22 protein-coding genes are annotated in these 19,474 nt (G+C 51.2%); 8 read left to right on the top strand and 14 right to left on the bottom strand.

The window, feature by feature from the left end; genetic code table 11:
- Nucleotides 1-72: 72 nt before the first annotated feature.
- The gene (locus ACYU87_RS02745; protein ID WP_461132492.1) at nucleotides 73-1,251 is read left to right on the top strand and encodes a PepSY-associated TM helix domain-containing protein; all 1,179 of its coding nucleotides are present in this window, start codon (nucleotides 73-75) and stop codon (nucleotides 1,249-1,251) included.
- A 99-nt stretch (nucleotides 1,252-1,350) separates the two neighbouring features.
- Here the strand turns inward: ACYU87_RS02745 and ACYU87_RS02740 are convergent, their stop codons facing one another.
- The 5 genes from ACYU87_RS02740 to mltG form a co-directional block, all read right to left on the bottom strand.
- Nucleotides 1,351-3,084, bottom strand: coding sequence for a gliding motility-associated C-terminal domain-containing protein (locus ACYU87_RS02740; protein ID WP_461132491.1), 1,734 nt, complete (start codon nucleotides 3,082-3,084; stop codon nucleotides 1,351-1,353).
- A 199-nt stretch (nucleotides 3,085-3,283) separates the two neighbouring features.
- Entirely contained in the window at nucleotides 3,284-4,261 is a 978-nt protein-coding gene (locus tag ACYU87_RS02735) for a glycosyltransferase (RefSeq protein ID WP_461132490.1), read from the bottom strand.
- A gap of 297 nt (nucleotides 4,262-4,558) precedes the next feature.
- Nucleotides 4,559-5,515 (bottom strand): YihY/virulence factor BrkB family protein, encoded by a 957-nt coding sequence (locus tag ACYU87_RS02730; protein WP_461132489.1) that lies wholly within the window; start codon nucleotides 5,513-5,515, stop codon nucleotides 4,559-4,561.
- Between the two features lie 104 nt (nucleotides 5,516-5,619).
- Nucleotides 5,620-6,033: an acyl-CoA thioesterase gene (locus ACYU87_RS02725; RefSeq protein WP_461132488.1), complete on the bottom strand. Its 414-nt coding sequence runs from the start codon at nucleotides 6,031-6,033 to the stop codon at nucleotides 5,620-5,622.
- A gap of 56 nt (nucleotides 6,034-6,089) precedes the next feature.
- The gene (gene mltG / locus ACYU87_RS02720; protein ID WP_461132487.1) at nucleotides 6,090-7,127 is read right to left on the bottom strand and encodes an endolytic transglycosylase MltG; all 1,038 of its coding nucleotides are present in this window, start codon (nucleotides 7,125-7,127) and stop codon (nucleotides 6,090-6,092) included.
- Between the two features lie 143 nt (nucleotides 7,128-7,270).
- Here mltG and ACYU87_RS02715 point away from each other — a divergent pair, with 143 nt between their 5' ends.
- From ACYU87_RS02715 to ACYU87_RS02700, 4 genes are read left to right on the top strand one after another with little or no spacing between them, the layout of a single operon-like run.
- Nucleotides 7,271-7,438 carry a hypothetical protein gene (locus tag ACYU87_RS02715; RefSeq protein WP_461132486.1) on the top strand — a complete coding sequence of 56 codons (168 nt, stop codon included), beginning with the start codon at nucleotides 7,271-7,273 and terminating at the stop codon, nucleotides 7,436-7,438.
- A 25-nt stretch (nucleotides 7,439-7,463) separates the two neighbouring features.
- Complete coding sequence (locus tag ACYU87_RS02710) at nucleotides 7,464-8,612, top strand: MFS transporter (RefSeq protein WP_461132485.1); 1,149 nt, start codon at nucleotides 7,464-7,466, stop codon at nucleotides 8,610-8,612.
- On the top strand, nucleotides 8,612-9,010 hold the full coding sequence (locus ACYU87_RS02705) for a hypothetical protein (RefSeq protein ID WP_461132484.1): 399 nt from the start codon (nucleotides 8,612-8,614) through the stop codon (nucleotides 9,008-9,010). The genes ACYU87_RS02710 and ACYU87_RS02705 overlap by 1 nt, the downstream gene beginning before the upstream one ends.
- Before the next feature lie 58 nt (nucleotides 9,011-9,068).
- A complete protein-coding gene (locus ACYU87_RS02700) occupies nucleotides 9,069-10,643 on the top strand; it encodes a glycoside hydrolase family 43 protein (protein ID WP_461132483.1) in 1,575 nt (524 codons plus the stop codon).
- A 49-nt stretch (nucleotides 10,644-10,692) separates the two neighbouring features.
- Here the strand turns inward: ACYU87_RS02700 and ACYU87_RS02695 are convergent, their stop codons facing one another.
- Entirely contained in the window at nucleotides 10,693-11,901 is a 1,209-nt protein-coding gene (locus tag ACYU87_RS02695) for an FAD-dependent monooxygenase (RefSeq protein WP_461132482.1), read from the bottom strand.
- 130 nt (nucleotides 11,902-12,031) lie between these two features.
- Between ACYU87_RS02695 and ACYU87_RS02690 the strand changes: the two genes are divergently transcribed.
- Nucleotides 12,032-12,655 carry a MarR family winged helix-turn-helix transcriptional regulator gene (locus tag ACYU87_RS02690; RefSeq protein ID WP_461132481.1) on the top strand — a complete coding sequence of 208 codons (624 nt, stop codon included), beginning with the start codon at nucleotides 12,032-12,034 and terminating at the stop codon, nucleotides 12,653-12,655.
- 66 nt (nucleotides 12,656-12,721) lie between these two features.
- A complete protein-coding gene (gene bla / locus ACYU87_RS02685; protein WP_461132480.1) occupies nucleotides 12,722-13,612 on the top strand; it encodes a class A beta-lactamase, subclass A2 in 891 nt (296 codons plus the stop codon).
- A 33-nt stretch (nucleotides 13,613-13,645) separates the two neighbouring features.
- On the opposite strand, the gene ACYU87_RS02680 is transcribed toward bla, so the two are convergent.
- The 5 genes from ACYU87_RS02680 to ACYU87_RS02660 all read right to left on the bottom strand — a co-directional run bounded on the left by ACYU87_RS02680 (nucleotide 13,646) and on the right by ACYU87_RS02660 (nucleotide 16,534).
- Nucleotides 13,646-14,131, bottom strand: coding sequence for a hypothetical protein (locus tag ACYU87_RS02680; RefSeq protein WP_461132479.1), 486 nt, complete (start codon nucleotides 14,129-14,131; stop codon nucleotides 13,646-13,648).
- 112 nt (nucleotides 14,132-14,243) lie between these two features.
- On the bottom strand, nucleotides 14,244-14,645 hold the full coding sequence (locus ACYU87_RS02675; protein ID WP_461132478.1) for a peptidylprolyl isomerase: 402 nt from the start codon (nucleotides 14,643-14,645) through the stop codon (nucleotides 14,244-14,246).
- Between the two features lie 143 nt (nucleotides 14,646-14,788).
- Complete coding sequence (locus ACYU87_RS02670) at nucleotides 14,789-15,532, bottom strand: lysostaphin resistance A-like protein (RefSeq protein ID WP_461132477.1); 744 nt, start codon at nucleotides 15,530-15,532, stop codon at nucleotides 14,789-14,791.
- 257 nt (nucleotides 15,533-15,789) lie between these two features.
- Nucleotides 15,790-15,921, bottom strand: a complete 132-nt coding sequence (locus ACYU87_RS02665) for a hypothetical protein (RefSeq protein WP_461132476.1) — start codon at nucleotides 15,919-15,921, stop codon at nucleotides 15,790-15,792.
- 70 nt (nucleotides 15,922-15,991) lie between these two features.
- Nucleotides 15,992-16,534 carry a hypothetical protein gene (locus tag ACYU87_RS02660; protein WP_461132475.1) on the bottom strand — a complete coding sequence of 181 codons (543 nt, stop codon included), beginning with the start codon at nucleotides 16,532-16,534 and terminating at the stop codon, nucleotides 15,992-15,994.
- Nucleotides 16,535-16,669: 135 nt separating this feature from the next.
- Here ACYU87_RS02660 and ACYU87_RS02655 point away from each other — a divergent pair, with 135 nt between their 5' ends.
- Nucleotides 16,670-17,863 (top strand): MFS transporter, encoded by a 1,194-nt coding sequence (locus ACYU87_RS02655; protein WP_461132474.1) that lies wholly within the window; start codon nucleotides 16,670-16,672, stop codon nucleotides 17,861-17,863.
- A 163-nt stretch (nucleotides 17,864-18,026) separates the two neighbouring features.
- Here ACYU87_RS02655 and ACYU87_RS02650 read toward each other — a convergent pair whose 3' ends face one another.
- The 3 genes from ACYU87_RS02650 to ACYU87_RS02640 are packed head-to-tail and all read right to left on the bottom strand — an operon-like array spanning nucleotide 18,027 to nucleotide 19,443.
- Nucleotides 18,027-18,338, bottom strand: a complete 312-nt coding sequence (locus ACYU87_RS02650; RefSeq protein WP_461132473.1) for a DUF3817 domain-containing protein — start codon at nucleotides 18,336-18,338, stop codon at nucleotides 18,027-18,029.
- A gap of 2 nt (nucleotides 18,339-18,340) precedes the next feature.
- On the bottom strand, nucleotides 18,341-18,799 hold the full coding sequence (locus ACYU87_RS02645) for a hypothetical protein (RefSeq protein ID WP_461132472.1): 459 nt from the start codon (nucleotides 18,797-18,799) through the stop codon (nucleotides 18,341-18,343).
- Between the two features lie 56 nt (nucleotides 18,800-18,855).
- Nucleotides 18,856-19,443: a TetR/AcrR family transcriptional regulator gene (locus tag ACYU87_RS02640; protein ID WP_461132471.1), complete on the bottom strand. Its 588-nt coding sequence runs from the start codon at nucleotides 19,441-19,443 to the stop codon at nucleotides 18,856-18,858.
- Nucleotides 19,444-19,474 lie beyond the last annotated feature (31 nt).

Below are 19,474 nucleotides of genomic sequence, written 5' to 3'. Positions count from 1 at the left end.
ACAACAGAGAGAGTCCTGCCTATCCTGTTAATCCGGTTCGAAAAAAACATATACAGTATAGCCCCTAATCCAATGGCATCTGCCGGAAAAACTATTGCGTCAACACTGCATCTATGGCTGGGGCTGGGCTCCGGCCTTGTCGTTTTTATCGTTGCCCTGACCGGTTCGCTGCTTGTTTTTGAAGAAGAACTGGAGCCGATCATGTACGCGCAGTTTCATACCCTGACACCACCGTCAAACGGGCAACGGCTCCCGCTCGACCAACTGGTAAAGACGGCAACCGCCCAGTTTCCGGGAAAGAAAGTAAGTCGCATCGAGATTGAACCGCATCCCGGGCGCACGGTTGTGATCGGGCTACAGCAAAGTAAAAATCCGAAAGACCTGCTGTCGGTAGCGTTGAATCCTTATTCGGGTGCGATGGTGGCGACCCGTCAGGAGCAGGATGCTTTTTATTCCGTCGTACTGCGGATGCACCGTTATCTGTGTCTGGGCGAAACCGGGAAAATCATTACGGGGATCTCGTGCAGTATGTTTCTGATCATCATGTTCACCGGATTTATCTTGTGGTGGCCAAACCGTAAAAACAAACAGCAGCGGTTCACCGTAAAATGGGGGGCTTCTTCCAAACGGCTTACCTGGGATTTGCACGCTGTTTTTGGGTTTTATGTATTGCCGTTCGTATTCCTGATTGCCTCAACGGGTTTGATCTGGAGCTACAAATGGGTGAACAACCTGCTTTTCTACGCCTTTGACGGGAAGCCGCAGACCAAACGGGAAGCCCCCGCAAACCCTCCGTCAACAACGCCGTTGCATACGGATGTATACCAGAAAATCTACGCGAAGACCAATCAGATGCTACCCTACACGGGGCTCGTTACCATAATCTTGCCCGAAAAGGACAGCTTGTCGATCACCAGTTCGAAAAAGAATCATGAAGCAACCATCAGCAACATCGTTGACTTTCTGTACTTCGATACCAAAACCGGCGACCTGGTTAAGAAGCGGCTTTATGCCGACGAGACCCGTGGGTTCAAGGCCCGCCGGATGGTTTTCCCTATTCATACGGGTAGTTTGCTGGGCTGGCCAACCAAGATAATCGCGTTGTTCGTCGCCCTGATCGCGGCTAGTCTGCCCATTACCGGATTGTTGATCTGGTGGAACAAGCGAAAGAAAACGAAAAAGTCCGGCAGAAAATCAAGTTATGGGTCTGCCACGCTTGCCAATCGGCAAACCAGGATTCAAAACGTGTAGGGTACGGATCAGGCACTGTCCGTCTAAACTTGTTCGTCGACCACCTGGACTGACCTGTTCATGGCTATTGACCAGACGCATGAGGTAGGCGTGAATAAATTACCGAATCAACTGAACGACACCTTGGTAGGTTGTTAAATCACCGTTCGTTAATTCGGCCTGAATGGTATAGGGGTAAACGCCAGAGAGAACCTCATGCCCCTGATACTGCCCATCCCAGCAGCGCGCAGCGTCTGACAGCGCGACGTTTTCCTGATGATAAATCACTTCCCCCCATCGGTTGTAAATCGTCATTTTCCGAATCTGCCTGACACAGGTATTGCCTTTGATCACCCAGAAATCATTCAACTGATCGGCATTGGGCGAGAAAGCAGTGGGTACATACAAGCCACACGGAACAACCGTCACCGTCACGAATTTTTCCTGCTGGCAAACGCCACTCTTGTCCGAAACTTGTACGAGGTAGCGAGTCGTCGCCGATGGGTTTGCCCAGGTTTGAGCGCAGGTCGGACAACTTAACCGCTCGGCGGAGCTCCAGCGGTAGTTGTAAGGGCCCGACGGGGTTGCTACAACGTCCAGCAGCGTACTATCTCCTTGAGTAATCAGTACATCGGCGCTGATACGGGTGGCAAGTTGATTGACGGTCAGATACGTAGTGACCAGGCTGTCACAGCCTGATGGCCCGCTAAAATGATTGACGTAAGTACCGGCACGACGGTAGGTTGAGTCACCGACGACCAGCCTTCCGCCCTCGCAGATCGTCACCTGCTGTGTGGAACGCCCAATTGGCCTAACGGTGAGGGTAAGTTTAACCGTACTGTCGCACAGAGCGTTGCGGGTAATGGTTTGTGTAAACTGACCACTGCTTCGGTATGTCTTGTCGCCCACTACAAAACCATCGCCCTCACAAATGGTTTTTACCAGTGCGGTTTCGACGGGCTGAAAACGGATCTGGTGATCGAGCTGGAATTCGCAACTCGCATTCAGGCTGGAAAATGGCGCTATTGTTACCCAGTACCGCTGACCGACAGTTGCTTTCACCCGAACAGAACGGGTGGTCTGGCCCGTATTCCAGGTGTATTTTTCGAACCCATCGGGGGCGGTCAACACGATGTATCCCTGGGCATCGGGGCAGGCCGATGCCTGTTTGATTTCCGATTTGAGACACTGTGCATCGAAATAAGCGTAGCCGAAGTGTCCGTTGTGCGTACAGCCATGAGCGGTTACCTCCACGGTGATGCGCTTGCCTACATACTGGCGCAGGTCGATGGCTCCAATGGTCCAGTTGCGGTATTGAATATCGCCTTGGGTTTTAAATCCATCGACCGTACCCGCGGCCGAAACCTGTACGTCGTAATAGCTGCAGGGCAGTTCGTTCGCGTCGCTGTCGGTAATCCGGATCGTAAAGCCGGGTTTTTCGTAAGCCTCGTGGTTGGCATTCTGTAAAATAACAGCCAGTTTGTACTGGAAGAGTGTATTGTCGGCAGTAACCACGAACGATCCTTTGATGCGATCGAACCGACTTCCCCGGGTCACGTTGCCGATGCGGATGGAATGTGTGCTGCCGGGCGCTACCATCGGAATGGCTTCGGCGGTTATCTTGGGATCGTTGCCATCGCTCAGGCTCGTGATTCGATGTCCGTTTTCGAGGGTCCCAACCGTCTCATTCTGAAAGACAACCTGTTGCCCCTGGTTCGCCACCTGTCCGTTGGTAAGCGTCCAGCCATTGGTTGTCCCTTGTTCAAACCCAATGGTAGCGCAATCAAGCTGCTGGGCATAAAGTGGTGCGTTGATTGCAGAGAAAAAAAGGATAAGGTATACCGGTTGTTTCATGTCAGACTGGTTCTAGCCGCCACGTTAGACGGGTCAAATTAGTCTGCTGACCTAAAAGCCTGCTTAGGATAGTATTAAGTTTTCTTAAGGCGCTCGCTGCCGGAATTGACAGGCATAATTAACCAATACGGGAGCGGGTCAAAACAGGTTACCGGATGAAATAGAAGACTCTTTTGTCGCTTCGCCCCCCCGGTGAGGTTCATGCCTGCTGGCGAAACTTCAGGTATTGCTGATAAAGCTTATTAACGGGTAGGTGAAACCGGCTGAGTTCCAAAATCAGGAAGCTGTAGAAGTCGGGTCGCTCGATGTGGCGGAGAAGATCTCCAAATTTCAACGCCAGCTCAAATTGCTCCGCGTAAAACGCCTTGCGGATAAAGGTGCGCAGGCGCCTGGCCAGCGCCCCGTATTCGCTCGGGGTAGTACACCGATCGTAGGCTTTGTGGCAAATGGTCAAGGTTGACTGAAGCAGGTTATTGTCTGGTAAAACCACCTGTGCCGACAGGGAGCCCGGACATTGGCGCTTCAAAGTCAGTACTTCGTCCAGATACGCATAATGGTAAAGCCTGGCCGAACGCACCCAAAAGTCAAAATCTTCGTAGGCCAGTGTTTCGTCGTAGCCGCCCAGCTCGTTCAGGACATCCCGGCGCATCATCATGGTTGGCGTACAAATGAAGTACGATTCCAGGATGGACTGAAAAACATTACCGGACGGGACAGTGGTCTGCGCCTTTCCGTTGGTGTCGATGGCGTAATGAGTGCCTAAATCCTGCCCTGTTGGCGTAATGTAGGCTGCATTGGAAAACACAACAGCGTAGGGACCCGCCAGCTCTTCGAACAGGGCTACCTGTTTCCTGATCCGGCCAGGGAGCAGTACATCATCGGCCGATAAATCAATGACATAGCGTCCTTCGGCCAGGGCCAGCCCCTGATTAAACGCCCGGTTCAGCCCTACATTAACCGAATTTTGGATAAACTGTGTGGCGGGGTAACGCTCAACAAAGGCTGCTATGCGCTTTGCCGAGTCGTCCGTGCTACCATTGTCGATGACGATCAATTCGACATTCGGATAATCCTGCGCGACAACCGATTGCAGGGCTTGCTCGACGTAATGCTGCTGCTCAAAACTTGTGCAAATGACGCTAACCCAAGGCTTTATCCGATTGAGATAAGGGCTCATCGGCAATAGATTGACTTGGCCGGTAACAGAAACCATAAAAAAAGCGTGGCGGTCTTTACTTAGCGAGACTCAACCTGCGTAGTTGAGTTGTGTGAAAGGTCGAAGTAAAACCTATTTGTTACCGGAACCGCCGAATTATTTATCGAACGGAAAAAAATTGACAAATAATTAGTCGACTGGCAATGTTGGCGTGCTTTTTGTAAAATAAAAATTGAACATATATCAGGCGTGCCAACGTGTTCGGTAAGTCTGGATATGTGCCTTTACATTTATGGGTTAGGTTTTGCAAACGTCATCTCAAGTCTCCGGGGTGGCGTTTGTTGTTTTTTCAGCCACGCTCGGGTTTGCATCACCTTCGAGATTATACAGAGCAACGTTCATCTCAAACCCCAGGATTAGAAGAAGTGAGATCAAGTTTATCCAGATCATTAGGGCAATTAGCGTGCCAATTGATCCGTATACCTTATTATACGAACCAAAATTAGAAACATAGTAGGAAAACCCCAAGGTTGTCAGGACAATCAGGAGCGAAGCGGTAACCGCACCGGGTGTAATAAACGCCCATTTCATGCGCACATCGGGTCCATACCGGTAGATCACCGACACAACACCGACGAAAACGGCGAATACGACTAGGTAGCGACCAATGGCTAGCAGGTTAACAAAGATGGCGTTGTTGAGCAAGCCAAAATGAAGCAGGAAGTCGCTGATAATACCACCGATGATTAGGACCACGACGGCCAGAATAAGCGCAAACGCCAGTGTAAACGTAAGCCCGACCGCCACGAGCCTGAGCTTAAGAAAACTCCGCCCTTCGTCGGAACGGTACGACGAATTGAACGCCTGCATGAGAGCGACCAGTCCACTCGTTGCCGAATACAGGGCCAACAGAAAACCAAATGACAGGACGCCACTGCGCGGACGGCTGATGATATCCCGAATGGTGGTATCGACGGTGCTAAAAGTATTCCCGGGCAACACCTGCCGCAAAAAATCCATGATCTGGTCTTCGAGGTTGGGTATAAAGGTGACGAACGGAATGAGGGTAAAGAAAAAGATGACTGTCGGAAATACCGCCAGAATAAGGCTGTACGATACCGAGGCTGCCCGCTCGCTGGTGTTGTTATCCGTAATTTGGGCAACCATCTTATTCAGGAAGGTATACCAGGTAATTCTAGAATTGAACGGATGATGCTTGTACAGCCAGGTACGGACATTCCGCAACGCCTTAACATTCATCAGTTGGTCGAACATGGCGGTCTTTTTTAGTGAGTAGTGCTGGGTGGGTATGAATAGCCAAAACCCGATGATACGCAGGCTGCATCATCGGGTTATGATCTGGCATCAACTTTTTTAACCTACTGCTCAAAGAAAGGTTTGGCAACATCAACTAATTCCGCCGGGGCTGCGCAGGGGCGACCCGTTTCGGTACGGACAAATACAAGAGTTGTCTGGCCGGTATTCAGGAGTTGATTCGCCTGATTGAAAATCTCGTAATCAAACATGATCCGCGTTTTGGGCATCTGCGGGATTGTTACCCGGATGGTCAGCAGATCATCGTATTTAGCGGGCCGGATAAAGCGGGAATTCAGGTCATAAACGGGCATCGAAATGCCACTGTCTTCGATGGCTTTATAACTCAGCCCCAGGTTTCGCAGGGTTTCAACCCGGCCAATCTCGTAAAAACGGGCGTAATTCCCGTAATAAACAATGCCCATCTGGTCCGTGTCATAATACCGGACCCGAATGGCTGTGACGTCGAAGGTAATCATTAGCGGAAAATAGTCGAAAATGAATGACGTTGTGCGTGGCGTCACAACGTCATGTCTTATTTCATAATCTTCATTCGGGTGAGGGCCTGCTGGTACAGACGGGCGTTCGCGAGGTGTTCAGACAAGGTTTTGGAGAATGTATGGTAACCGTTGAAACTCGCGTTGACCACAAAATAGAGGTAATCGTGCTGTTCAGCGTTGAGCACCGCGTCGATGGTGGCGGGTGCCGGTAGGTTGATGGGGCCGGGGGGGAGGCCCGTGTACCGATAGGTGTTATACGGGGAATCGACGGTTAGCTGCTTGTTAAGCAGCCGTCGGATGCCGAAATCACGAAGGGCAAAAATAACCGTCGGGTCCGCTTCGAGCTTGATTCCCTGCTTCAGCCGGTTCAGGTAAACGCCGGCCACCCGGGGCTGCTCGTCCCGTTTGTTGGTCTCGGCCGCCACGATAGAGGCCAGTACCTGCGTCTGGGTTTGCGTCAGCCCCAGCGCTTTGGCCTTTGCCTGGCGTTCGGGGGTCCAGAATTTTTTGTATTCGGTACCCATCCGCTCCAGAAACGCTTCGGGTTTGATGGTCCAGAAGAACTCGTAGGTGTTGGGCAAGAACAGGCAGACGATCGTTGTGGTATCGAAGCCGAATTTCTGACAGGTAGCCGGATCGTTAAGCAGCTTACCCAACGCAGCGGAGCCGAATTCGAATTTGCTGCCGAGTCGCTGGATGAGGTCACTTTTCTGGCGCATGCTGTTGAACGTCACCGGCATGGCGTCCTGGCTGCCGCTTCGCAGTTTAACGAGCGCTTCCCGGTTGCCCATGCGGGGTTTGATTTCGTAACGCCCTTCTTTAACCCGCTCGGGGTAGTTCATCATCTTGGCCAGAAAACGAAACGAGGTTTCGTCATTAATGACCCGGTGCGTTTTCAGGGTATCCATGACCGAATCGAAGGTAGATCCCCTGGGAATCAGCAGGGCAAACGTTTTGTCGTCATCCTGAACCTGCAGGTTAGGGCTTCTGAAAACCTGCCAGAAGTAAAAGGTAAACGTCGTTAACAGAATGGAGACGGTGAGAAACAGGCCGATTTTTAGATTACGCGACATAATAAAAAATGGATAATAAATGATGAACGATGAATCGGGCTGGTAGTCCAGTGATACCGGGCAACGAACAAATTCATCGCATACCGCGTATCCAGTCACCATTCATGCCGCAAATTTACGGCAAAACTGGCCGAATCAACCTAATGAACACGAAGTACCTGCTGTCCTTTTTATGTTCGCCGATCAGGCTACCTTTACAACGCCAAACCATCAACGCCAGATTTGCTCTCCACTCGCTCTTTCGGTACACGCCGGGCTTCGGCCGGGCCTTCGCTTTATACGGCCTCATTCTGGTTGCTCTGCGTCAGTAACTTTCTGTTCTCGGCCAGTTTTCAGATGATGATCCCCGAGTTACCTGCTTACCTGACCAGGCTGGGCGGTAAAGAATACATTGGCCTGATCATCGCCCTGTTCACGCTGACGGCGGGGGTGTCCCGGCCATTCAGCGGAAAAATTACGGATACGGTTGGTCGGGTGCCCGTCATGGCCTTTGGCTCGATTGTCTGTTTCGTTTGTGGGTTTCTGTATCCCTACCTGCTCACGGTTGGTGGTTTCCTGACGCTTCGACTCATTCATGGTTTTTCGACCGGCACCAAACCCACGGCCACATCGGCTTACGTGGCCGACATCGTGCCCGCTACCCGTCGGGGCGAGGCCATGGGCACGCTGGGGTTGTTTACGGCCATGGGTATGTCGCTGGGACCCGCCATTGGCAGTTGGCTGGCGCACGCTTTTTCCATGAATGTGATGTTCTGGACGTCCTCAGCATTTGCGTTGCTGTCGATTCTTATCTTGCTTCAGATGACCGAAACCCTGCCCAATACACAGCCTTTCCGGCTTGGGTTGCTTCGCCTGAAAAAGGCAGAAATTTTCGATAAGCAGGCGTTGCCTCCCTTTATTGTACTATTGCTACAGTCGTTTTCGTCGGGCGTAATTCTTACCGTTATTTCGGAGGTGAGCACACCGCTGGGCATTACGAACAATGGCCTGTTTTTTACCGTATATACCCTGGCCTCCCTGTTTATCCGGCTGGTTTTCAGTCGAACATCTGACCGATACGGTCGTGTACCCGTTCTGCTTGTGTCGACGGCTGTGCTGGCCCTGTCGATGGGTCTCCTGATGTTGACCGATTCGACGACCTGGTTCTGGACGGCGGCTGTGTTCTATGGGATGTCATGGGGGATGAACTCGCCAACCGTAACGGCCTGGACAGCTGATCTGAGCGATGAAAAAACGAGGGGCCGCGCCATGGCTACCATGTACATCGCCCTCGAAGCCGGTATTGGGCTGGGAGCGCTGGCATCGGGCTGGCTGCATAACCACATTATGGGTAAGCCGGGGGTTGATGCGTCTTTTGCGGTAGCGGGTGTGCTGGCACTGGCCGCAGTCGTGTACCTGAGCTGGTTCTGGCGAACGAATCGGCCGGGTAGGAGGCATCGCCTGGATGAAGCCGATGAGATGACCTTACTGGATGGTGAACCCTGATGAATGAACTGGAGCCTGCTATACGCCCGTTGGTTGAGGTGCTGAACGAGACGGGGCTGGTGCGAACCTTTTCGAGCTGCGAGGGACATTATAAGCCCGAAGACCAAACACTCGTTGACCGGAAGCAGGCCGAAGTTCGGTTCGTGCCGGCTGATGGTTGCTCCACGGCCCAGGTTGAACACTGGCTGGCCTCTGTGCTGACCCGGTTTAAAGCAAAACACGGGTTAATACCGGTGAAGGTAACGGCCTATAAACTCTACACACCCATTGACGAAGAGGTCGTTGAGGAAACGTTTGTTATTGACGTAAAGCCATTTAACCGATTCGACCCGCCCGATCGGAAGCGTGCCGATACTGACCGGGCCATCACGCAGCTCGTTCAGCTTATCGTATCGTAAATACAGCCTGACTTAAGTTTCAGCCGAACGGACACGACCGTTCTCAAGTAAGTACCCGATGAGAAAGCACTTTTTTATCCTTCTTGTTACGCTGGCGGTGTCCTTTCAGGCACTGGCTCAATCTGGTCGCGCGCCTAAATCCCGCGTCACGTATACGAATCCAGTGATTGCGGGCGACTTTGCCGATCCGTCCATTATTCGGGTTGGCGACACGTATTTCGCCGTTGGTACCTCGTCGGAGTGGGGCCCGGCCTATCCCCTTTATACCTCGAAAGATCTGGTAAACTGGGCGTATGTTGGGCCCGCGTTCAATGAACTACCCTCGTGGACGATGGGCAGTTACTGGGCTCCGGAGCTTTTTTATCGGGATAACACCTATTACCTGTATTACACGGCCCGGCGGAAAAGTGACCAGCGTTCGTTTATCGGCGTAGCGACTACGCGTGACCTGACGAAAGGATTCTCCGACCACGGCCTGTTGCTCGAATGGACCACCGAAGCGATCGACCCCTTTATTATCGACGATGACGGTAAACGCTTCATTACCTGGAAGGCCTATGGGTTAGACAAAGGCAGGGCCATCGAGATACTGGGGGCTGAACTGTCGGCCGATGGGCTCAAGGTTACCGGACAGGCATTTTCGCTCATTAAAGCTGATCCTGCCAACTGGGAAAAGGGGGGAGCCGAAGGACAGGCGCTTTTCAGGCGAGGTAACTACGTTTATATGCTCTATTCGGGTAACGCCTGTTGCGGAGCGCAGTGTAACTACCAGGTGGGTCTGGCGCGTGCCAGAACACTACAAGGGCCCTGGGAGAAATACGAAAACAACCCGGTGATGGTCAGCGACAAAGACTGGAAATGCCCCGGTCATGGAACGGTAGTTGTTACGCCCGATCACCGCTATTTTTATCTACACCATGCCTACAAGGGCGACGATTTTACGTTTACCGGCCGTCAGGGAGTACTCAGTGAACTAATCTGGGATGACAAGAGCCAATGGCCCGATTTCCGACACGGACGCTCGACGCCAACCCAGGCTGAATCACCGTTTCAGGCCATTCAGAAACGCCAGCCAAACCTGACGGTTATCTTTGGCCAGGACAAGGCCAGTGTTCCCTGGGTCTGGGATGTGAGCCTTTCCCGACCGGTGTACGCGGTGCATCAGGGTCAGTTGCAACTAGTTAATGACGGCTCCGATAAGACGGGCACTTTCCTGGGCCTGGTCATCAAACAGGGAACCTATACGATGTTAGCCGACATCGCTCCCCAAGCCGACCTGTTGCAAAGCTTGTGCCTGTATGGCGATGCGCAAAACCAGGTCGGCCTGGGTATTCGGGCGGGAGCGCTTGACCTTTGGGAAATTAAAGCCGGTACGCGCAGGGTTCTGAAGACGGAGCCAATACCGGAAGGAACTTCTCCTGTGACGCTGCAAGTACGGAGTCAAAAAGGCCGATTTTACGAATTCGGCTGGCGTACCAAAGAAGGCGTATACCAGCCGTTGACGGATGCTCCGCTAGATGGTTCTTTTCTTCCCCGTTGGGACCGGGCACCCCGCGTTGGTATCGGTCTTAGCGGAAAAGATAAAGCAAGTAGCCGGATTCGTACAGTAAGTATTCAGTATGACGAACCCTGAGTTTACTCAATAACCAAATCAGTAGCCTGTCGTAATCTCTGACGGGTGATCAGGCGTAATCGGGCAGCACGATCGTTTCTTTTTCGCTTTCATCGTCGGCTTTATTGGCGGTAAATAGGCCCACCAGCTTTTGAATTGGCTTGCTGGCGAAGATACCGGCAAACGTGTTCAGGGCGGACACACCCAGACCTGTTTCGGGATATACCAGCCAGGGGACGCCGGGGGGCAACTGCTGCACGGCTTTCACATACGGACGCATGCGCTGTTCGTAGGCCGCAAAGGCGTCCTGATGGCGTTCGTGGGTGGCCAGTTCACCCGCGAGCAGGTAAGCCCCTACCATCGCCAGCGTCGTACCCTTACCGGTTAGCGGTGTGGGGCAGTACGCAGCATCGCCGATCATAGCCACCCGGCCATCAGACCATCTGGGGGCTTTGATCTGACCAACTTTATCGAAGTAAACGTCCTGCGTCTCCTCAATGGCGTTGATGATCCGGTCTGCTTCCCAGCCCGCGCCGGTCAGCTTGCTTTTCAACACACTTTTCTGCTGAGCGAGCGAGAGTTTCTCGTACGCTTCATCCGACTCCAGGAAAGCGACAGAAGCCCGCATAGTTCCCTGATTATCCGGGCGAAGCATGAGAATCCGTCGGTCAACGGCTGTGTACCAGCGCCACCAGTTCGTGTCGGTTGGCTTGCGGGGAATGGTCAGATAAGCGGTATATAAGCCCAGGTACTCAAAGACAGGTTCCTCGCCAAATACCAGTCGGCGGGTGCTGGAGCGGACACCATCGGCGGCAATGACGAACTGAAACGTTTCGGTTTTGCCACTCGCAAACGTGACGCTTACCTGGTCGGGCTGCTGCTCCAGCGCCGTGATCGAGTCGCCAAACCGGTACGCTACAGTCTGTTTGGTGCAGTCATACAGAATGTTAACCAGATCGCCCCGCAGAATCTCCAGTTCCTCGGTACCACTAACCGGTCCCTCTTTAGGGAAAGCGGCTGCTACCTGGTTGTCCCGACCAATGAATTGCAAACCCACCTCACCCGTATTGGCCGCCCGGATGGCCTCTTTAATGCCCATTTTCTGCGCAATCTTCTTGGCCGGGCCGTTAACGTCGATGTTCTGCCCACCCAGCCGCAGGGATGCTGCCCGCTCCACGACGGTGACATCGAAACCGTATTTAGCTAGCCAGAAGGCCAGCGTCGGGCCCGCAATGCTGGCCCCTGAAATGAGTACTTTTTTTGCGTTGGGGGTTATCATGACGATAAAACGGTTAGTAGTAAACTAAAACTTACCTTTGGTTGGCTCGTTGGTGAGTTGACCTGTTTAAAGGTATTTAAATAGCCATATCGTATTTGTTTTGTTTTATTGATACGAAAATATAGTAAATATGGCATATGCATCGGCTGTACCGGTACTTACCGCCTGGGAGCGTTTCAGTGAAGACCATCCGCAGGCTGATCTTCGGGAGTTTGCGGGTTGGTTGCTTCACCACCTCGATCCTTTACGGCAAGCGCCACCCTTGCCCGATTCTGAACCGGTGTTGAAATCGGGGCAGCGGCTGTCAGAAGCCTTCGGCGATGAGGATTTTCTGACGTCATTTTTTGTGGGGCGTCTGAATCGGTACGCGAAATCCTACGCCAAGCCCATCATGGCCGAGCATGGGTTTGCCAGCGCTGATGAGTTTCTGTTTCTATCGCTGATTGCCCAGATGAACATGCCTACCAAGAAAGAGGTATGCATCGCTAATGCAACGGAGTTCACAACGGGCGTCGATATTCTGCGCCGACTGCTCCGGCAGGAGTTGATTCAGGAAACTCCCGATGAACGAGACGGTCGGGCCAAGCGGTTATCCATGACGGAGAAAGGGCTTGGTACGGTGCAGCAAGTGTATCAGCAACTGGCTCAGCTCGAAGGCAGCGTACTCGCCGATTTAGCCGAAATCGACAGAAAGCATTTTCTGCAAACTCTGAAGTACCTCAACAACTATCACTTTCAGTTTTACAAGCCGTAATGTGTGGTAGAACCAGCAGCTCGTGCTGCTGATTTTTCCGGCCATTATAACCCATTCACTCCCATCATGAAAATCTCTCTGCTAGTTATCGGGCTGTTGTATAGCCTTTCGCTGTATGCTCAGGTTGAGCCGTTGCAACCAAAAATTGACAAGGTTATTACCGGCAAGAACGCAACGGTGGGCGTGGGTATTTACGATTTCCGTAGTCGACAGACGCTTGTCATCAATGGCGATAAACACATGCCCATGCAGAGCGTATACAAGTTTCACGTTGCCTTAGCCATACTGAACGAGGTAGACAAAGGACGATTTAAACTTACGCAGAAGATGCCCGTAAAGAAGGGCGATATAGTGCCTGGTTTGCACAGCCCGATGGGCGAAGCCTACCCAAATGGTGGCGTAGATCTACCGCTGGCCGATATCATTCGGTACATGGTTGCCGACAGCGACGGCAGCGCCTGCGACTACCTTTTCCGGCTACTGGGTGGGCCAAAGCAGGTAGATGCCTTTATTCATCAACTGGGTATTCGGGATGTGGCCATTCGGGACACGGAAGAACGGATGCAGGCGAGGGGAAATTGGGATGTTCAGTATACCAACTGGACAACGCAGGCAGCCATGCTCAGGTTGCTGAAGCTATTTTATCAGCATAAAATTCTGTCGGCCAGTAGCCACGACTTTCTTTGGAAAACAATGGTTGAAACGACAACGGGAGAAGATCGGCTAAAGAAACGGCTACCCGCCGGTACGGTAGTCGCTCACAAAACAGGTACATCGGGCGTTAGGGATGGTCTGACGGGGGCTGTCAATGATGCGGGTTTCATTGCGTTGCCAAACGGCAAACATCTAGCCATCAGCGTCTTCGTTACGAACTCAACCGAAAGCAAAGAGACGAATGAGCGAATCATCGCCGATATTGCCCGGCTGGCTTATGATCACTTCGCTACATCAAATTAACTGTTCTTGAGGAGCGACAGGGCATTGTACCTTTCAGAATCGCTGTTTTTTCGCCGTAATCCGTATTCCCTCCGTTGTTGGGTCAGCAGGGCTTTCTACTGTATAGGCGGGGGGTAATACGAAAATACTGGGGCCACCCCACAGGGATTTTTCGTAAAAGACATCCCCCTCGATCCGACCTTCGTACAACTTTGTGCTGATGGCCGACGTGAGGGTAAACACGCCGTTCGTTTCGCTAACGCCAACGTCCTTTATGTGCGTATGGGAGCCCGTCTCGCTACTTGTTTTATAAACACTTCCTACCCTGACGGAGTCTGGCCCCTTCCGATCAACAACGACGTAGAACTCGCTGACGCCAAGTTTATTAACGCCCCTGCTTTTGTAGAGGGTATCTCCATTTAAAACGTAAGACTGAATGGCATACCTGCCTGAAGCCCGAGCGGCTACATCGTTGAATTGATCCGCTGGCTCACAACTGGAAAGCGAACCCAGCAACAAAAGTCCAAGTAGCTTATGCATACGACTGTTGTTTTTCTAGTCTAACGCTGATTTACTTTTTTGTCATATAAACAACAATGAAGCGTTGGTGGCAATGTATATACTTGCTTGCTTCCAGTCTGCCCATCTTCCATTAACGGTCTACTTTCAGAAGAATATGCCTGGTCAGGACTTCCCCCGGTTTCTGATCGAGGAGTTGGACAATATGGTAACCGAACTCCGTTTTGAACGGTTTTGATACCTGATCTTTACTCAGTCCGCCAATAACCTGGCTAAAAGCCGTAACAAACTGATCGGGTTTTTGCCAGCCCAACAGTCCGCCAACCGTATAGGAGCCGTAATCCTGGGAGTATTCCTGGGCCAATTTATCAAACGCGTACCCGGACTTTAACTTCCGATAAAGTCGGGTAATTTCCTGGCTGGCCGTCAGATCAGTGTAGTGTCTTTTGTTAGTAGATTCTGGGAGCATCTGCCCATACACCGCGTGCGAAGCGTTCCAGATAAGCAACATCAGGTACAGAAAACAACGTTTCATCGCTCTATCATTTTTCACGAAGAGATTCCTTGACAAGCTTACCGGTTGGAAAGGATAAACCGTTTGTCTGACCGAACGCTGTAACAGGCTATGCTTCCAGAAGCAGCTACTATGTTAAAGTAAACGGATCAGTAAAGCAGTAGTCACAATAAATAGAAGATACAGTAAGTCATGCCCAGATTGAAGGCAGCATGACAAACTACGGCTCCTAAAATGGAGCCTGAATACGTTTTGAACAGGAAGAACAGTATACTCACCAAAAACATACTTAGTTCCCAAAGCAGGGCTGGCACCGTTAAGAAACGCCATTGATCGTTGACAAATACTAAACCAAAATGGGATAGATGCGTTAAGGCAAAGGCTGAACTATCGATGATCGATGCTTTTTTATCGCCCACTGAGTTGGCAAAACTTGCGTGAACAATTCCCCTGAAAAAGAACTCCTCCCCAACTGGACTAAATAACATACCAGTTAAGGCGACAATACTAAATAAAATTGTCTTGTCGTTCGGTTTAATTGCCGCCGGTATTTTATAGGATCGGCCAACATAAGTATACCAGTTTTCGTAAGTATTGCCGTACAAGCTGTGGCCCACATAATAAAGGAACAGACTGAAAATAAGACCTGCGGCAAAAGCCAGTACAAGGCCACGGTATCGCTGAGGTTTCGTTAAACCGATTTTTCGTCGCCCAGACCGAGACAGGAATATAAATGGGCAAAGGGAAGACAAAACCATGAGTGCCCCGATTGACCCGTAACTGCCTGACGCATTAGCCTGTAAGACCAATACAAATCTGGGTATGCAGACAAGGAAGAGCAAGGCAAGGCCGAATTGCCAGTTAAAGGTGAAGTACCTGTTCCAAAAGGGTCTCAATTCATTCTCCATACGTTGTCAAATTTGCTTGCAGTACATCTTGTTCCAATACTGTTGGGCCTGGTATTCTGTTGCCTACATGAGTATCACTTCACCAGTATAGATAACTGTACGTAACTCGTTTAAACGGGTTCTGATGACCGCTTAAATTATGACCAATAAAGCCAACTGATCAAGAAACACCAGGAAATTTTGGCTCCTGCCGTTTCTTGATCAGTTGGCTGATCAGGCAATGCGTACCGATAAAGACCGGGAACAGTAGAAACCGCTTACAGTTTTCGAATGCTTGATGTCGAAGCAAGAGCCAGTGGTGTTCGGCAAATCGGCGCTACGTCTTTGCTGAAATTAAGCGACTTGAGGGCTACCCGTTCCAGTTTGTTGGTTCCTTCAGTTATCGACAAAAACTGGTTGGGTTTCACATTCCGAAAGACCTGTACTGTTTTGGAACAGCTAATGGATACTATGAACTGCTCAGACTTGTGGAGGGGGCGAGTAAACGGGTATTGCCCGGCTAGAGAGGGAGGCAGGGGCTGAAGGAATCCGGATAGTTTCCCGCCAGTGAGGATGGCAGAAGCACACAACGGCCTGTCTGCCAGGGTAATATTCTTTTAAGAAATTCTTCAGCAGATGATTCGTCTTTTTCTGCGATGTTCCTGACTCGTTACCAAGCTGATGCTTGATAAACTCAAGCAAATCCTGTTGCCAGAACGAGTGGTTTTTATTGACATAACCCAGAATGTGAATCGTGTCATTTTTGACTTCCTGTCTGATAATTTCGTAATAACTATCCCGATAAGCAAAACCTTCGGTTGTGTGTTCCGACAAAACCGTGTTGGGAGCCTTCTTACTCAAAGGAACATAAAACTCAACAGGGCTATCGCCAGTTCGGTATACGGTCAGCCGATTAGATAAGTCGCTCTCTTCCTGCCAGTTGGTGGTCCATAGCGCCAGTACATAGGCCAGTATGTGGCACATGAATAAACTGAGTAGACCAATGGAGACTAGGCGCTTCAACGTACGGCGTAGTTTTATGGCAAAAGTAAAGGAATTTAGTCGATTAATGCAAGCAGAGTGTATACAGCCACATCTATGCATTGTTTGAACGAGCGATTCATTCAAACAATGCATAGGCAGGTTAGTCATACAGTTGTGGAACAGCCAATCAGAGTAGAAAGCAGTGGGTTAACAACCGCCCAGATTGCCATTATGGCCGTATCGGCGGGCATTTGTGTCGCCAATATTTATTACAATCAACCCATTTTACCCCATCTGGCCCGCTCGTTTCAGGCCAGCGAACATGACGTTGGCCGGGTAGCCGTACTGGCGCAGGCGGGTTACGGGTTCGGGCTTTTCTTCCTGACTCCGCTTGGCGATAAAGTGAACCGGAAGCGGTTGATGCTGGTATTGCAGATTTTGTTGGTTATCGCGTTGCTCTGCATGACGTTCGCCAACAGCTTGTTGTTGGTTAATATCATGAGTTTTCTCATCGGTCTGTCGGCCGTGTCGGTTCAGATTATTGTGCCAATGGCGGCCAGTCTGCCGCGTGAGAATCGGGGACGAATCGTTGGCATTATCTTTACCGGCATTCTGGTCGGTGTACTCTTCGCCCGCGTCTTCAGCGGCTTCGTCGCCGAATGGTTGGGCTGGCGGTACGTGTACGGTATTTCGGCGGCTATGGTAACCGGGGTGATGATTGCGCTACAGGTTTCTCTGCCCAATGTAGCCTCTGAATTCAGGGGTACCTACGGGCAGCTACTGGCCTCAACGGTACACCAGATACGCCGTTTCCCGCTGCTGCGACAAACAGCCCTGTTGGGCGCGCTCGTGTTCGGAACGTTCTGCTCCTTCTGGACTACACTGACGTTTCATCTGAGCGGGCCACCTTTTCGGTACCAGACCGGCACCATCGGGTTGTTTGGGCTATTGGCCATCGGGGCTGCGCTGATGGCGCCTTATTTCGGGAAGCTGGCCGACAAGGGTAATGCCAATCAGGTACGGCTGATAACGGTATCACTCATTATTCTAAGCGTGCTGATCGTCAAGGTATTCCCGTTTTCGGCTGTTGCGTTTACCCTGACCGTTCTGCTGCTTGACCTGGGGTCTCAGTCGACGCAGGTAACCAATACCGCACTCATTTATACCCTGGACAGCACGGCGCACAGCCGCATCAATACGGTTTACATGACCACTTATTTCCTGGGTGGAGCCATTGGTACATTCGTGGGGATTCAATGCTGGGCCTGGGGCGGGTGGTCGATGGTAACCTGGCAGTTGCTTATCTGGAGCAGTCTGGCATTGCTGGTTTTGTGGGTGAGTGCCCGTAAGTTAACAGACAGGACATAAAACCTCGCTCCAGGCAAATCGGACCGTAGCCTCACATATCGCACTTGTGCTGGTCAGTCAGGTCATTGTTACCAATGGGTACACCGACACCTCCGGATAGATAAGGTGAACCCGGTGATCGTTGTGAGTTGACGGAGTCAATCCTACCCTGTGGTATTTCAGTCTATTGGGTTGGGAGATGACGCAGGATTTTGCGGTCGATGTAAAACGTGCCTAAGGGAATAAGGCACGCCAGCAGCACTTTCCAGGTGGTCGTGGCAAATCGCCAGCGTTGCTCAACGCCCACCTGAAGCGTGTTCAGGACAAACAGTAGAAACAGCAGACCGTGTACCGGGCCAATGGCTTTAACCAGCGACGGGTCGGCGTAAGCGTATTTGAGCGGTACGGCAATTCCCAGTAAAGCCAGTAAGGAGATGCCTTCCAGGAAGCCAATTAGCCGGAGTCGACCAACTTTGGCTGTTAATAGATTTTTCATGATTAGAATAGTCGGAAATAAGGCCGGCTGGCGAGCGGAGAAAACGGCCAGGGAATAGCCAGTAAGATGATCAGTAAGCTTACCGAAAACCAGATGAGCATGACACGGAACTTGGCTCGATCAACGAGTTGCCGTTTTGCGATCGACGAACCAAGCGTAATCAGAACGATTGCCAGCAACATGAGGCCGATGTGAATGAACCCAAAAAACGCCACCGGCCCACCGGCTTTAATGCCCTGTTGCCGGAATGAATCAATGACGGGGCTGATGAAGTAAAGCGCAAACCCAAGTGTTAATTGACTGTGTGCGATCGTGGCCGTCCAGTGCCGTATCGAGTTATCGGCTGCGGAGAAGGCCAGTTGACCTGCGTAGCCACGGTAAGCCCGAATGATGGCGTAGAGTAAACTTACCAGAACCAGCCAGCGAAACAACGAATGCAACAGGAGCAGAATTGAGTACATAAGGTTCGAGAATAGGCTTGTTTACATACTACATGGTATGTTTTTTGGTAAAAAAATTAAGCCAGCTGCTGTAGATAGCGTTTTAATGCATTGAGGTACGTCTGATAGCAGACTACGCCGAACAGTTTGCCCATATTTCGGATGCCGCTATAGCCCATCATGATAAAATCGGCCACTTCAGCCGCATCGATATCCTGCCGAATCTGTCCTAATGCCTGCCCGCGCTGTACGCTATTGCGCAACAGTTGTAAGCATTGGCTCAAAACGCCATGCAGGGCTTTTTGAAGCGAATCGCTGGTAGGGGCTACTTCGTTCACCAGGTTGACCACCGGACAGCCGTATTGAACCTGAAAGTCGGGGGAGGTCTGAAGCAGGTACTTCATCAGCGCGTAGATGTCCTCAGCGGGGTAGTCCGACAGGGACAGTCGGTGACCAAAGTCGTCTTCCATTCTGGGTTTAATCACTTCGTTGATCAGGGCCAATCCCATGTCTTCCTTGTTTTTAAAGTGGTAAAAAAAAGCGCCTTTGGTCACCTGGGTAGTGGCAATAATGGTATCAATGCTGGTGGCCTGAAACCCATTCCGGTAGATCAGATCGAATGCTTTAAGAAGAATTGCCTGTCGGGTTGCTGCCGCTTTAGACATGGGACGATAATTTTCTACAAACATACTAGAT

Source organism: Spirosoma lituiforme, from assembly GCF_054776635.1.
This window is presented reverse-complemented; position numbering and strand designations above follow the sequence as displayed.

Excerpts from the sequence above, each read along its gene's own strand:
- ACYU87_RS02705 (WP_461132484.1), top strand. The coding sequence starts at position 8,612 with ATGAATGAACTGGAGCCTGCTATACGCCCGTTGGTTGAGGTGCTGAAC.
- ACYU87_RS02700 (WP_461132483.1), top strand. The coding sequence starts at position 9,069 with ATGAGAAAGCACTTTTTTATCCTTCTTGTTACGCTGGCGGTGTCCTTT.
- ACYU87_RS02645 (WP_461132472.1), bottom strand. The coding sequence starts at position 18,799 with ATGTACTCAATTCTGCTCCTGTTGCATTCGTTGTTTCGCTGGCTGGTT.
- mltG (WP_461132487.1), bottom strand. The coding sequence starts at position 7,127 with ATGTCGCGTAATCTAAAAATCGGCCTGTTTCTCACCGTCTCCATTCTG.
- ACYU87_RS02680 (WP_461132479.1), bottom strand. The coding sequence starts at position 14,131 with ATGCATAAGCTACTTGGACTTTTGTTGCTGGGTTCGCTTTCCAGTTGT.
- ACYU87_RS02650 (WP_461132473.1), bottom strand. The coding sequence starts at position 18,338 with ATGAAAAATCTATTAACAGCCAAAGTTGGTCGACTCCGGCTAATTGGC.
- ACYU87_RS02675 (WP_461132478.1), bottom strand. The coding sequence starts at position 14,645 with ATGAAACGTTGTTTTCTGTACCTGATGTTGCTTATCTGGAACGCTTCG.
- bla (WP_461132480.1), top strand. The coding sequence starts at position 12,722 with ATGAAAATCTCTCTGCTAGTTATCGGGCTGTTGTATAGCCTTTCGCTG.
- ACYU87_RS02695 (WP_461132482.1), bottom strand. The coding sequence starts at position 11,901 with ATGATAACCCCCAACGCAAAAAAAGTACTCATTTCAGGGGCCAGCATT.
- ACYU87_RS02730 (WP_461132489.1), bottom strand. The coding sequence starts at position 5,515 with ATGTTCGACCAACTGATGAATGTTAAGGCGTTGCGGAATGTCCGTACC.
- ACYU87_RS02715 (WP_461132486.1), top strand. The coding sequence starts at position 7,271 with ATGAACACGAAGTACCTGCTGTCCTTTTTATGTTCGCCGATCAGGCTA.
- ACYU87_RS02745 (WP_461132492.1), top strand. The coding sequence starts at position 73 with ATGGCATCTGCCGGAAAAACTATTGCGTCAACACTGCATCTATGGCTG.
- ACYU87_RS02690 (WP_461132481.1), top strand. The coding sequence starts at position 12,032 with ATGGCATATGCATCGGCTGTACCGGTACTTACCGCCTGGGAGCGTTTC.
- ACYU87_RS02740 (WP_461132491.1), bottom strand. The coding sequence starts at position 3,084 with ATGAAACAACCGGTATACCTTATCCTTTTTTTCTCTGCAATCAACGCA.
- ACYU87_RS02670 (WP_461132477.1), bottom strand. The coding sequence starts at position 15,532 with ATGGAGAATGAATTGAGACCCTTTTGGAACAGGTACTTCACCTTTAAC.
- ACYU87_RS02735 (WP_461132490.1), bottom strand. The coding sequence starts at position 4,261 with ATGAGCCCTTATCTCAATCGGATAAAGCCTTGGGTTAGCGTCATTTGC.
- ACYU87_RS02640 (WP_461132471.1), bottom strand. The coding sequence starts at position 19,443 with ATGTCTAAAGCGGCAGCAACCCGACAGGCAATTCTTCTTAAAGCATTC.
- ACYU87_RS02710 (WP_461132485.1), top strand. The coding sequence starts at position 7,464 with ATGATGATCCCCGAGTTACCTGCTTACCTGACCAGGCTGGGCGGTAAA.
- ACYU87_RS02725 (WP_461132488.1), bottom strand. The coding sequence starts at position 6,033 with ATGATTACCTTCGACGTCACAGCCATTCGGGTCCGGTATTATGACACG.